At 60.2% G+C, this 13,355-nt stretch carries 8 protein-coding genes and 4 pseudogenes; 8 read left to right on the forward strand and 4 right to left on the reverse strand.

Features of this window, described 5'->3' with window-relative positions:
* Positions 1 to 99: 99 nt before the first annotated feature.
* The 3 genes from FVF58_RS06845 to FVF58_RS06855 form a co-directional block, all read right to left on the reverse strand.
* On the reverse strand, positions 100 to 1,242 hold the full coding sequence (locus tag FVF58_RS06845) for a TQO small subunit DoxD (protein ID WP_223191126.1): 1,143 nt from the start codon (positions 1,240 to 1,242) through the stop codon (positions 100 to 102).
* 122 nt (positions 1,243 to 1,364) lie between these two features.
* On the reverse strand, positions 1,365 to 1,925 hold the full coding sequence (locus FVF58_RS06850) for a DsrE family protein (RefSeq protein WP_223191127.1): 561 nt from the start codon (positions 1,923 to 1,925) through the stop codon (positions 1,365 to 1,367).
* Positions 1,926 to 2,138: 213 nt separating this feature from the next.
* The gene (locus FVF58_RS06855) at positions 2,139 to 2,321 is read right to left on the reverse strand and encodes a hypothetical protein (RefSeq protein ID WP_149669107.1); all 183 of its coding nucleotides are present in this window, start codon (positions 2,319 to 2,321) and stop codon (positions 2,139 to 2,141) included.
* 971 nt (positions 2,322 to 3,292) lie between these two features.
* Here FVF58_RS06855 and FVF58_RS06860 point away from each other — a divergent pair.
* Together FVF58_RS06860 and FVF58_RS06865 are read left to right on the forward strand one after the other, a co-directional pair.
* A pseudogene (locus FVF58_RS06860) lies at positions 3,293 to 4,011 on the forward strand (IS6 family transposase).
* 724 nt (positions 4,012 to 4,735) lie between these two features.
* On the forward strand, positions 4,736 to 7,786 hold the full coding sequence (locus FVF58_RS06865) for an acetoacetate--CoA ligase (protein WP_246216958.1): 3,051 nt from the start codon (positions 4,736 to 4,738) through the stop codon (positions 7,784 to 7,786).
* 81 nt (positions 7,787 to 7,867) lie between these two features.
* Here FVF58_RS06865 and FVF58_RS06870 read toward each other — a convergent pair.
* Positions 7,868 to 8,099, reverse strand: a pseudogene (locus FVF58_RS06870) (IS6 family transposase); the annotation flags it as partial.
* Between the two features lie 327 nt (positions 8,100 to 8,426).
* Here FVF58_RS06870 and FVF58_RS06875 point away from each other — a divergent pair.
* The 6 genes and pseudogenes from FVF58_RS06875 to FVF58_RS06900 all read left to right on the forward strand — a co-directional run.
* Positions 8,427 to 8,834 (forward strand): annotated as a pseudogene (locus tag FVF58_RS06875) (glycosyltransferase); the annotation flags it as partial.
* A 10-nt stretch (positions 8,835 to 8,844) separates the two neighbouring features.
* Positions 8,845 to 9,348 (forward strand): ABC transporter permease subunit, encoded by a 504-nt coding sequence (locus tag FVF58_RS06880; protein ID WP_149669165.1) that lies wholly within the window; start codon positions 8,845 to 8,847, stop codon positions 9,346 to 9,348.
* A 68-nt stretch (positions 9,349 to 9,416) separates the two neighbouring features.
* Positions 9,417 to 10,118 (forward strand): annotated as a pseudogene (locus FVF58_RS06885) (ABC transporter ATP-binding protein); the annotation flags it as partial.
* On the forward strand, positions 10,075 to 10,782 hold the full coding sequence (locus tag FVF58_RS06890) for an ABC transporter ATP-binding protein (RefSeq protein WP_149669109.1): 708 nt from the start codon (positions 10,075 to 10,077) through the stop codon (positions 10,780 to 10,782). The pseudogene FVF58_RS06885 and the gene FVF58_RS06890, both read left to right, overlap by 44 nt.
* A gap of 692 nt (positions 10,783 to 11,474) precedes the next feature.
* A complete protein-coding gene (locus tag FVF58_RS06895) occupies positions 11,475 to 12,800 on the forward strand; it encodes an adenylate/guanylate cyclase domain-containing protein (protein ID WP_149669110.1) in 1,326 nt (441 codons plus the stop codon).
* Positions 12,801 to 13,048: 248 nt separating this feature from the next.
* On the forward strand, positions 13,049 to 13,355 hold a 307-nt coding region (locus FVF58_RS06900), incomplete at its 3' end, for an IS110 family transposase (protein ID WP_149669111.1).

The following is a 13,355-nucleotide window of genomic DNA, read 5'->3' on the forward strand; positions in this document are numbered from 1 at the left end:
AAGTGATCCTGTCGTCGTTTCCGTCGGCGCAGTCTATCTTGAAGTCGCTCGATCCGTTCCAGAGCACTCTGTGGTGACCGGCTCAGTTCGGGTGCGGGTTCAACCGGTCGATTCCAACTGCGTAGTAAACGATCGGCCATCGACGTCGGTCAGCCGCAAAGTGACGCGCGTCTCAGGCGACACGTTGCTGTGAGGACCAGGTGGCAGCGTGATCGTTGCAGCTGCACCCATCGACGCACGAATGCCGTATGGACCTGCGGCAAACTGGTTGTAGGCGAAATCATTGGAGAACGCGCCCTTAGGCAACTTCGACAGAGCGGCAGCATCCCAGTGCTCGATGACCGTCTGGTCCGGACCCAGCAATGCCGCTTCGACGACGTGCACCGGCGCTTCGGGCGTGCCCGCGTCCAGATACACGTGGAATCTGACCTGGCCGCCCGCCAGCAATTTTCCGTCTCGCATCGTCAGGTGGTGAACGGTCGGGCTAACCGGGCCGCCGTGAAAGGGCGTCACCACGGAACCGCGAAAGTAACTGTAGGTGCCAATGTTGTACGCCGCGACAAAGGCGAACAACGCCAATGCGAGGGTGCGATACGCACGATCGCTCTGCGGTAGCGGCAGACTGCCGCCCATCCATTGAAACCAGGCCTTGCCGGAGAGCGCCGGCCTGATCCGAAGCAGCACGTTGTCGATCGAATACGCGCTGCCGCCAGCCAGCAACAAAGTCGTGCCCATTGCAAGATTGCAGGCGGCCATGGTCCACTCATCGATGCAGGTCGCTCCCTGCCAGCCGAACAGTGCCATCAGCACCACAGACAGCAGCATGGAAACAAGCGCCCCCAGACGCGTGACCAGCCCAACCATTAACATAAGGCCGAACACCAGCTCTACCGCGCTGAACACTATTACGCCCACGTAAAGCACGTAGAAATGCTGGAGCATAAATGCGATCAGATGATCGAGCCCGAACAGTGCGCCTGGCATCGCCGTCTGAAACTTGTAGGCCATCCAGTGCGGCGCGTGCGGATCCAGTTTGCTTGGCCCGTAGATGAAGCGTCGCGAGCCACCGCCCCAATAGATGAACCCTTGTATGAAGCGTGTAACAGCCAGAGCGACACCGGCCAGGCGCCAGCTCCGAAGCGCGTCGTTACGCTGGGCACCGACAGTCGTCGCTTCTAGTGGGAGGGTTGCCATGTCAATGCATTTCCAGATACTTTGATTTAGACAGTTCACGGCGCGCACGCGCCGTCGGGGGCGTACTGTGCCCACTTTCTACACAGGATTGCGGGGTCCCCACGGTGCCGAATCGAGGAGCAGCGATATCGGCCGGTGTGCTGCCCCGATGCATCCCGCGCAGTGTGTGGTCAGAGTGGCATTAGCGCATAACCAGCTTGCTGCAGGGTTGTCACGGTAGTCAGTGCAGACAACGACAGCGTCACGCTGGGGTCGCTCCAGTCATACTCAAAGTGGTGTTCTGCCATGGCCTGGCCACACACCGCGATCGTGATGCCGTCCTTGCGGAGTTCCGCAATCAACGGCAGATTGGGGTTGGGCACTCCGAACTGCGCGCGGTAGTGAGCATCGTCGAGCGCCAGCGATGTGGCCGAACCAGAAGCGACCGCGACGAATTTAAGCCTGCTCAACGGCACGCCTGACGCCACGTAGAGATTCACCGCGCGCGCCACGTGATCAAGCGCTGGACTCACCTCATTGGGGTTCTTGGCCCCCTGCGTCAACGAGAAGACCACCTTGTAGGTGTGACCCGGCTGCGGCTTGAAAGCACCGTTCGGCAGAAAGTGCATCTTGCCGTAGTCGTGAACGCTCGGCGTCGTCCAGAAGTCGGGTGAATCCATCGTGCCTGCATGGACGGACAATGAAGCGGCAGCGAGCGCTGCCGTAGCTACGAAAGTTTTAATTTTGTACATGGTCGATTTCGATTTCAACAAGGTCGGGCTCTGCTTTGAGGATACCTGTTGGTCGTTACCGCAAAACTGACGAACACGTGACAAATTTGTAATGAACTCTCTTTCATACTTGGGCGCATTTCCGCCGAGTGCGCGTGTATGGCAAGCTAGCCGACGTGCACCCACGTCGACTGCCCTCCAAAGTCGACTAGTGCATGTCACGTTCAATCATGTTTAGGTCACGGTAAACTCGTAGTTCCGCACTCGGTGGCCATGTCGGATAATGCGATTCCAGCGGTCAGCAGCAGACCTCGTGTCGCGATCGCAATTGCCGGCGTTTTCAATGTCGCGCAGGTTCGCTCCATGAATCTGGAATGGGGTCTCTGCAAGATCCAGTCCGATAGTAGCTATCTTCATGATGAACGCTCCTTTGCCGTGGAAGTCACGACTTCTCCACTTTGGCATACGCCGAACCCCGAAGGGCGGAGTCGTCCATAACATCAGAGCCCGCCTGGGCCCCTGTGTCATCCGTGGCATGGGGCCACGGGTCCATTCAACAAGAACTTACCAGGCAAGCAACCTGCATAAACGAGAGCAGGCGAACCGCCTCGCAACTGATTACCTTTTGACGAGCCGCCTGACCGAGGATCGGACAGACTGCGGAAGTCTGGAAAGAACCCCGCGGGAGAGGCGATACAAGACTTATTTCGTCATCACGCGGATCATCTTCTTGTCGAGGGTCAACGAGTTCAGCGTGGTTTTTGGAAAGACCTCGTAGTCGGACGGTTTCCCAAAGTCCAAAAACATCGAGATCTGGTCATTCAACCGGGTGATGAATTCGGTGTTGACGACAATCGGCGCGGACCTCTGAATTTCACTGTGTACCTGGAAGGAGACGCTCTTTCTGACGAAAGTCTTGTTGTCGACGGGTCTCGCTCTGTGTATGCCGTACGTGTTGTGGCGTCGCGCTCGATGGCTTTCAGCGTGTCTAGCGATATCGCAGAGGGGAAGGCGCCATATCCCCTTTCATTTAGATCGCTGACTATCTGATTGATGTCGACAGAGAGAAACTCACACATGTGTGAGCCGGCAGGCGTGCGGCTTCGCTGCCGGCGTTTGCACGCCATCGCTCCTGTCGAAACGTGGCGTTCATTGGGGGCATCTTGGTCGAATGCATTTCGCCGGATGACCGCTGGCGGAAGAGAGCATAACAATGGCCGGATGGTGGAACCCTCGCAGCGAGGCGCGGGCCCCGACCTCGCAAAATTCGATCCGCCAATGCTTGAACGATTCCGCCAGATGCGTTCGATTCGGCGGTCGGGGGTTTTGTCGCGATAAGGATGCCGGGGTAAGATCGGAGCCGACATTGGCCTGAACTGAAGCGCGTAGTGAAGAAGGTATCTGCGGAAAAGGCGCTGCCCGCTGGCGTAGCGAAGGTGCTCAAGCGCCTGCACTATCCGCTGGACGTGATCCTGCTGTGCGTGCGGTAGTACGTAGCCTACTCGCTGAGTCTGCGCGATCTCGAGGAAATGATGGCCCAGCGTGGTCTCGCGGTCGATCACTCGACCGTGCACCGCTGGGTCATCAAGCTGCTACCGTTGTTCGAAAAGGCGTTTCGCCGCCACAAGCACCCGGTTGGCAAGAGCTGGAGGATGGACGAGACACACCTCAAGGTGCGGGGCAAGTGGACGTACCTCTATCGCGCCGCGGACAAGGCCGGCAATACCATCGACTTCTCGCGGCGTGCTCGCCGCGACAAGGCTGCCGCCCGGCGTTACCGCGAGAAAGCCATCGGCCAGAACACCGCACCTGATACCGTGACCGTCGACAAAAGCGATGCCAACCTGGCCGCGCTGTACGCCCTGAATGCGCAGCGCGAGACGCCCATCAGGATCCGTCAGCGCAAGTACATGAGCAAGATCATCGAGCAGGGCCATCGGGCCATCAAACGACGAACACGACCGATGCTCGGGTTCAAAAATTTCCGTTGCGCGGCATCCTTGTCGGCGGCATCGAAACCATGCACATGATCGCCAAGGGGCAGATGAGATGCCCCAAAGCCATTCGCTTGTCCGCCGCTCAGCAATTCTACTCCCTGGTTTCATAAACCAGCGCACTTCACCAGCTGGCTCCGCCCAACCCTCCTTATCGCGACAAAACCTGCCTGGACCAAGCAAGAAATCTCGTGATATTCGAGAAAGCGGAAGAATGACTTGCGCCGCAAGACGCGCGTTCTGAGTCTTTGGCGAGGATCTTCAATTAAGCGCCAGGTGCTCCAGAAATCCGAGCAGTTCAGATTCCAGCAGTTCCACTTATCGTGCCGTCCGAATCTCTGGGGCCACCTCTAATCACTATGCATAACAGTCTACAACCCTCTCGCCGCTTAGAAAAAAATGAACTTGAAATAACTGGAGACGACGCTCAAAAATAGTCTGAGTCGAATTGGAACGGTATCAACGAAAGCGATCTTTTGAGAGGCGGATCAAATGCCGGAGAATACACAAACAACGGAAGCCGGCAAATCGCTTCAGGCCAATGGCGCTGAAAAGTTCCCGGATACCTTTTTTGATAAGGGATGGGTAAGCAAGTCAGACCTGAGCGAGGAAGTGATAAAAGAACCGGTGGGGCCGACGAGTCCCGGCCTTGCCGTAAGACTGACCCAGCTGCTTGCCGCCGAGCAGCCAAAGAAGCGTGATCCGGCAACACCGCCATCAGTCCCGTCGCTGCCCCTAGGTGTCGCATTCGATTTTTCACAACCTGTGCTCACGGCCCCGAACAGTATCTCTTTCAAAGTGCCAACTCAGCTTAGTGTCCAATCAAGCGATGCAGCTGTGATCTCCCCGTGCACCCCCGAGTACGTCGCAGCGTCGCAAATGACCGCGTTCACTGCAGCCCTGCAGGCGCACACGGGGCAGGTCTTTGACAACTACGAAACGCTGCACGAATTCTCGGTGCGGGCATATCGAACGTTCTGGCAATTCTTCATGCAATGGTCGCAGGGGCTCGACTGGTCGGGCAGCCTCGAGCCTGTGTGCGCCGGCGACGAATGCGAGCATGCACGCTTCTTCCCGCAGGTCCAACTGAACTATGCGGAGAACCTGCTGGGCCTGTCGGTGGCGAGCGCCGACGCGCCTGCGCTGACGGCCTGTTACGCAGATGGCCGACGGCTACGCCTGACGCGCGGTGAACTGCGCGAGCGCGTGGCGCGTCTCGCGGATGCTCTTTCGGAATGGGGGCTGCGCGAGGGGGACCGCGTGGTCTGCGTGATGCGCAATGATGCAGACGCAGTCGTTACTGCGCTGGCCGTCACCGCGCTCGGTGCCACGCTGTCGACGGCTGCACCCGAGATGGGCGTCGAGACGATCCTCGATCGCTTCACACCGCTCCTGCCGCGACTGCTGTTCGCGCACACTGCGGCGCGGGGATTCGACACGGGCACGTCGGTGGCGGCCAACGTCGCCGATCTGGCAGCCGCGTTGCCGTCGCTGCAAGGCGTCGTCCGTCTGGATGACGGAACCTTGCCGGACACGGTCAAGCAGCGGATCTATTCGCTTGACGAACTGCTCGACCGCGGCGACGCCGGGCGCTTCGAATGGCGACGCTTCCCGTTTAACCATCCGCTTTTTGTCATGTTCTCGTCGGGCACCACTGGCAAACCGAAGTGCATCGTGCACGGCGCCGGCGGCAGCCTGCTGGAGCACCTGAAGGAGCATCGGCTGCACAGCGACCTGCGGCCCGGCGACCGGATGTACTTCCACACCAGCTGCGCCTGGATGATGTGGAACTGGCAGTTGTCGGCGCTCGCGTCCGGCGTCGAGATCGTTACCTATGACGGTCCGATCTCGACGGTCGATACGCTATGGCGCCTTGTCGCCAACGAGCGCGTCACGGTGTTCGGCACGAGTCCCGCTTACCTGAAGATGTGCGAGGACGCGGGCCTCGCGCCGGGGCAGCAGTTCGATCTCAGCGCACTGCGCGCGATGATGTCGACTGGAGCGGTGCTGTTCGACACGCAGTTCCGCTGGGTGCGCGATCAGGTGAAGCCGCTGCGCCTGCAGTCAATCTCGGGCGGCACGGACATCCTCGGCTGCTTTGTGCTGGGCAATCCGAACATGCCGGTCTACGCGGGCGAAGCTCAATGCAAGAGTCTTGCGCTCGATGTGCAGGCGCGTGAACAGGGCGCGCGCACCGACGGGATCGGCGAACTGATCTGCGCGAACCCGTTTCCGTCACGTCCGCTCGGGTTTTTCGGCGACGCGGATGGTGCGGCCTTTCACGCCGCCTATTTCGCCAGCAACGCAGGGGTCTGGACCCACGGCGACCTCATCGAGTTTTCGCCGCAAGGCACTGCGCGATTGCATGGCCGCTCAGACGGCGTGCTGAATGTGCGTGGCATCAACGTCGGGCCGAGCGAGATCTACCGCGTATTGAACGACATCCGGGAAATCCGCGAGGCGATGGTCGTCCAGCAGCGCTCACACTACATGCCGGCGGATCACGCGCATGCGGAAAGGGTTGACCAGCGCACCGTGCTGCTGCTGGTCCTGCGCGATGGCGTCGAGTTGAGCGCAGCGTTGGCCGCCCGGGTGCGCCGCGACCTCGCCCGTCGCGCGTCGGCAGCGCATGTACCCGACCGGATCATCGCCGTCGCTGCGTTGCCGGTCACACATAACGGCAAGTTCTCCGAAGCGGCCGCGCGCAACGCGATCAGCGGTTTGCCGGTCGGCAACGCTGCGGCGTTACGCAATCCTGAATGCCTCGACGCGATTCGGCGTCATCCGGCGCTCAACCCGGTCACGCGTGAGTTGGCACCGGTCGGCGAGTCTCGCGAGGACCTCGAACGGCATTTGCAGACGCAGTGGGAGAGACTGTTCGACTTCGCCCCGATCGGTCGCGATGACAACTTTTTCGAGCTGGGCGGCAATTCGCTGCTCGCGGCGAGATTGCTCGCCGGTGTGTATCAGTCAACCGGGCGCACGATTCCGCTCGCGACCCTGCTGACCGCGCCGACGATCGCGAGCCTCGCCGCCGTAATCGACGACTGCGCACTGCCGCAGTCGTCGCCGACAGTCGTGCCGATGCGCGCCGGCACGGGCACACCGCTTTTCTTTGTACACGGCGTGAGCGGTACGGTAATGGAATGCTGGACGCTGATCGGCGCGATGCAGAGTCCGCGCCCGGTCTTTGGACTGCAGGCGCGCGGCCTTGACGGCGAGCAGCCGGCACAGCAGCGCGTCGAGGACATCGCGGCCAGCTACATCGAACAGATGCGCACCGTGCAGCCAACGGGGCCATACGCGGTGGCCGGTTACTCGTTCGGCGGGCTGGTCACGCTTGAGATCGCGCAACAGCTGCGGCGCGCCGGCGAGCAGATCGAATTGCTGTGCCTGATCGATACCTATGCGGACGCGCATTGCCTGCCGTGGCGCGCCAGGCTGCGGCACCGTTGTGGCTATATGGGCTCACATTGGCGCAAGCTGCGCGCGGTGCCTGCGTCGCAACTCCCCGGTTACGTGAAGGACAAACTCGCGGGCGCGGCCGATCACTTGCGGATGCGCGTCGGGTGCATGGCGCACCGCCCGGACAGCCATAACGCGTTGATGCCGCCGGAGCTCCGGAGCGTGCGCGAGACGTTGCGGGTAGCGATGACGATCTACCGGCCGCGGCCCTATCGCGCGGGACCGATCGTCTATGTGCGCGCGACGGGTGCGCAGAGTGACCGTGGCAATCAGATGGCGCTGTGGCGGAACGTCGCGCGCGCCGGACTGGTGATTGTCGAGGTGTCTTGCGACCACTTCAATCTGATCGCCGAGCCGAACGTGCAGATCGTCGCGGCGGCGCTGGACCGGGGGTTGACCAATAATGACAAATCCCGGGCTTAGTTTCCGGTGCTCCGGGGCGTCGCGTGGGCTTTGTCACGTTGACTCATTGAGGGCGCAAAGCTACCGGAGACGTATGTTCGCTCAGACGGCAGACGGATTCCGGGTAAGCTCGGTGAAATGATCCGACGCGTCAAAACGCTGAGCGAGCTGTTTGCGGCAGAGAGAAGCGCGCAGCAAATGTCGCTTGAGCGCGAAGTGCTGCCGGATCGCTCCGAAGCTCGAGAGAAACGCCTGGGTGCGCTTTGGATCGCGAAACCTTCGCCAACCGCCGCTCACGTTCACGCGTGGGCTGATGGCTATTTTCTGCGCGGTTGAAGTTCCTACGTCAACCGCGACAGTCCGGATACGGTGTCCTGGCGGCCCGAGCACCCATGTGGATGGAGCGGGTCGAGTGTGTTGTGTCAATGCGACATGCGCTTTCCGCAGTCACCGTCTACCCGCTTGACGGAACGGGAAGACGTCTGGCGCCGTTGCCCGCGAGCGATGCCGCCATTCGCGACGGAGTCTTGACTGTCCACCTGCAACGCGAGGGACAGATCTTTTCACCTTGGTACGAGCTGGTGTTCGCCTGAAGCGTTAGGTTCGAGCGGTGAACACTGATAGCGCTAACGATGGCACTCCCGTTTACTTCGGAGAACGTATGAAAGTCATACTGGCCAATAAGTATTTCTTTGGTAAAGGCGGTGCGGAGACCGTTTATTTCCAGGAGCGAGATTTCCTTCTTGGCGCAGGCATAGAGGTTGTCGATTTCTCTATGCGTGACGAAAGGAACGCTCCGAGTCCCTTCGCGGACACCTTCGTCAAGAATCGCGACTATCACGTCTACCCGGCCAGTGCGCTCAAGAAGGCGACGACAGCTTTGTCGATGATTCATTCGATGGAAGCGGTTTCACGAATCAAGCAATTGATCGTGAGGGAAAAACCAGATCTTCTGCATTGCCACAATATCTATCACCAACTTACACCATCAATCATCCGCGCAGCAAGGATGATGAACGTTCCGGTGGTTCTGACGCTGCACGATTTCAAGGTCGTATGTCCGACCTATTCACGCCTTCATGAGGGACGCGTGTGTACGGCGTGCGAGGAGGGGGACTTTTACAACGTCGTGCGTCAGCGCTGCTCGGAGGGTTCCATTGCGCGCAGTGCGCTGCTGTACGCGGAGGCGACTTACGAGCGCCTTCGTGGCAATTATCTGTGTGTCGATATCGCCAAGCGGTCACAACATCACGTTCTACAAGATCGCTGCGTTTGCAATCAGCGCGGCCCCTGCCGGACTGGGCGGGGCACTGTATGCACACTACCAGTTGCAGGTGAGTCCGCAACTCTTGTCGGTATTCATCTCGATCCTTGTAATCACCATGGCTTACGTGGGCGGGTTAGGGTCCATTTACGGCGCTGCCGGCGGAGCCGTTCTGCTCAACCTCCTGACAGAGCTATTGCGAAGCATCGGGGAGTTTCGACTGCTCGCTTACAGCGTGGTACTCATTCTGATCCTGTTCTTTCGCCCGGGCGGATTGGTCGCGCCGCTATGGCGGTTGCTGCGCGGAGGTCGCGAATGACACCGCTGTTGACTGCGACGGGGTTGTCCAAGCGCTTCGGGGGCGTACGCGCCGTCAGCGACGTGTCTTTCGCTATAGCGACCGGCGAAATCGCCGCTATCCTGGGGCCGAATGGGGCGGGCAAGACAACGCTCTTCAACTTGCTTACCGGCTTTGTGAAGGCCGACAGCGGTGAAGTTCGATTCGATGGAAAACGACTGACGGGGATGAATCCCGACCGGATCGCCAACCTCGGATGTGTTCGGACTTTCCAGATGTGTCGCCCATTCGCCGGACTCAGCGTGATTGAAAATGTTATGGTGGGCTGTCTCGCGCCGCGGGTCCGCGCCCGGGAGATGCCGTACAGCCGCGCCATGCATATGCTCGAATGGGTGGGCCTCCCGGAAAAGGCGTCGCTGCAGACCCACGCTCTGCCACACGGCGATTTACGTCGCCTCGAAATTGCCCGAGCGCTCGCGACGGAGCCACGCTTGCTGCTACTGGATGAGCCCTTTGCAGGCCTTGGGGCCAGCGAGGTCGAGAGATTCGCAGCGTTGATCCGGCAATTGCAAGGTGCTCAGGGGTTGACCGTGTTGATCATCGAACACAAGTTGCGGGAATTGATGAAGTTGGCTACCCGTGTGATCGTGATGGATTTCGGCGAGATCATCGCGGATGGCGAGCCGGCGGACGTCGTCCTTCAACCACAGGTCATAGCGGCCTATATCGGTAAGGTGGAGGATGCCAATGTCTTTACTCGACGTACAGGAACTCGAAGTGCGATACGGTAAAGCGGTCGCGCTAGAGGGGGTCTCACTCCGCGTCGAGACGAACGAATTGGTCGGCGTGCTTGGTTCCAACGGTGCGGGCAAGACGACGCTGCTTAAGGCGATTTCTCGAGTACTGCCGAGCACCGGAATGCTGCGCTTTAACGGCAAGGCACTCATTGGCGTGCCGGCACACAAGGTGGTGGCGCAGGGCATCTGCCATTGCCCGGAAGGTCGACGCTTGTTCCCCGAACTGACGGCAGAGAAGAATCTGCGACTCGGTGCTTACTTACGAACGGACCGTGGCAGCATCGACGCTGATCTGCAGCTTGTCTACAGTCTTTTCCCGGCCTTGCGCGAACGACGATCGCAACTGGCGGGTACTCTCTCCGGAGGTGAGCAGCAGATGGTCGCCATTGGTCGGGCATTAATGGGCAGGCCGAGGCTGCTCATGCTGGACGAGCCTTCAGTCGGCTTGGCAGGTCGTCTGAAGGCTGCAATCTTTGATGCCATCGATGAAATCCGGCATAACGGGACCGCTGTCCTACTGGTCGAACAGGATGCGCACGCCACCTTCGGAATTGCCGATCGCGTTTATGTATTGGAACAGGGGCGGGTTGCGCGCGAGGGGCCTGGTCAAGAACTTTTGGAGGATGGCGATATCCGGCGCATCTATCTTGGGCTTTAATACCAACTGCGCCCGAGCCTCGCGGCGGGCATCGCCATGACCGCGCGCTGCATTGGCTCAGAATTTTCGTCGATTGGGCCGCATCGCTGTCCGCAAGCTAGCGGCGTGCCGCGCCCGCCAAAACCATGCGGCGACTGTTCACACCTCGTGACATCTCTCCGATCGACGTGCGACTGCGTCGGGATCATATCGTCCCCAGAACCGGTGATTCCTACCGACGCAAAGAGTAGGATCGGGAGGTTAGTCCACATGCCGACTAGACGCTTGGCGGCCCGCGCACCGGGGTTCAGTTGAGGGGAAGGTTTTTTTGTCTGAGACATCGGTCCAGGCGCGTCGGCCTTTGTGTTGCCTTGCGACCTTGGACCGAGTCGGTATCCGCGTGTCTGCGGCTTGCGACTCAGTCAAACTCAGTTAGCGTTCGCGCGTAGGCCAGCCTAGAATTCTCTTGCTGAACAGTTCACTGCGGTTCAACTCAGCAAGCTGCGTCCGTCACGCTGCCGAGCGGCGGACAAAACTCTGTGCGCGGGGCTGAAGTGAGCTGCGGTCGGACTGCGGCGATCCGGACGGTCGGGCGACGCGGACCCCGAAGCGGCGCTCGCGGTTATGCCACCAGGTGCCCAAAGTCACGCTCGCCCGCCACGCAACAAGAATGGAATCGAAGCGCTTATCTTCGCATGTCAGGGACCCTCGCAATGCTGCCTGAGACTCGATACGCCAGGAGCGGCGACGTCAACGTCGCGTACCAAGTGTTGGGCAAAGGGCCGCCCGACTTGGTCGTTGTGCCAGGATGGGTCTCGAACATTGATATTGCATGGGAGGAACCCACGCTCGCTCGGTTCCTCACGCGGCTAGCGTCTTTCTCACGTCTGATCCTGTTCGATAAGAGGGGGACCGGCCTTTCGGACCGGGTTGCCGATATGCCAAGCCTCGAGGTTCGCATGGACGACGTACGCGCCGTAATGAGCGCTGTCGATTCGGAAGTTGCGGCGATTTTCGGCTGGTCTGAGGGCGGCACGATGTGCGCGCTCTTTGCTGCGACCTATCCCGGCCGGACCGCGGCACTCATTATGACAGGTGCCTTCGCGCGCCGCAGGTGGGCGCCCGACTATCCTTGGGGTCAGACCGAAGAGCAACTTCAGAAGGCCCTAGATCAGATTGAGCGCGAGTGGGGTGGCCCAGTGAAAATCGATGCGCATGCCCCAAGCATGGCGCAAGACGAGCGATTCCGCCAATGGTGGACCCGCAGGCTGAGGGCGAGCGCAAGCCCTGGGGCTGCCATGGCGCTGCTACGAATGAACGCAGAGATCGACATCCGACACCTTCTGCCCGCCATTCGGGTGCCGACATTGATCCTCAACGGCGTACATGATCGCGTGATCGATATTGGCGCGACCCGGTACATGGCCGAGCGCATACCGGGAGCAAAGCTGGTGGAGTTGAACGGCACCGATCACATCCCGTGGGGTGACAATAGCGATGTCATTCTTGACGAGATCGAAGAGTTCCTCACCGGTGTGCGACATAGCCCGGAATATGATCGTGTTCTGGCCACGGTTCTTTTTACAGATATCGTCAGTTCCACGGATGAGGCCGTCCGTCTCGGCGATCGACGGTGGAGCGACTTGTTGGACTGTCATCACGCGTCGGTTCGCCGCGAAGTCGCGCGCTTTCGCGGCCGGGAAATTGGCACGGCGGGCGACGGCTTTCTTGCCGCTTTCGACGGCCCCGCTCGGGCCGTTCGCTGCGCTTGCGCAATTTCGGACGACGTGCGGTCGCTCGGGATCGAAGTGCGAGTTGGCCTGCACACAGGCGAGTGCGAGATCATGGGCGACAACCTCGGCGGGATCGCCGTTCATATCGGAGCCCGCGTCGCGGCCCTTGCGCATCCGGGTGAAGTCTTGGTGTCCGCGACCGTGAAGGACTTGGTTGCGGGCTCCGCATTGTCCTTTCAAGACAGGGGAATGCACTCTCTAAAGGGCGTGCCGGGAGATTGGCGGCTCTTTGCGGTAGACCGCTAAAGCCGATATCGAGCTCGCGCGCATCGCGGTATGTACGCCACTTCAAAAAGTTGCTCGGCGACGAATGTCTCGTGGCCATCGGCGGATTCAACCGGTGGATGCAATAGTTTGCTGGAATCGTTCGGCGAGCGCTCTCCAGAGCGGACGTTGGAGTCATCAACGAATTAGTAAGGACTTTCCCGATCTCGTGGCATAGCGATATGCCAGGATGGTTGGTGCTGGGCAACCCATCTGAGAAGGGGAAAGTCATGGACAAGATTACTCGTATCGGCGTGGATCTGGCCAAGAACCTGATCCAGGTGCACGGCGTGGACAGCATGGAACGCGTGGTGGTCAGGAAAGCCATCTCACGGCAGAAGTTTCTCGAATGGTTTGCCAACCTCGCGCCGTGCCTGGTCGCAATGGAAGCGTGCAGCGCAGCCCACTACTGGGCGCGCAAGCTGCGCGCGCACGGCCATGAAGTCCGCCTGATCGCGCCGCAGTTCGCGGCGCCATACCGCAAGGGCGGTAAGCACGTGAAGAACGACAGGCTCGATGCGGAGGCAATCTGCGAGG

The organism is Paraburkholderia panacisoli (assembly GCF_008369935.1).
In the GTDB taxonomy this organism is placed as follows: domain Bacteria; phylum Pseudomonadota; class Gammaproteobacteria; order Burkholderiales; family Burkholderiaceae; genus Paraburkholderia; species Paraburkholderia panacisoli.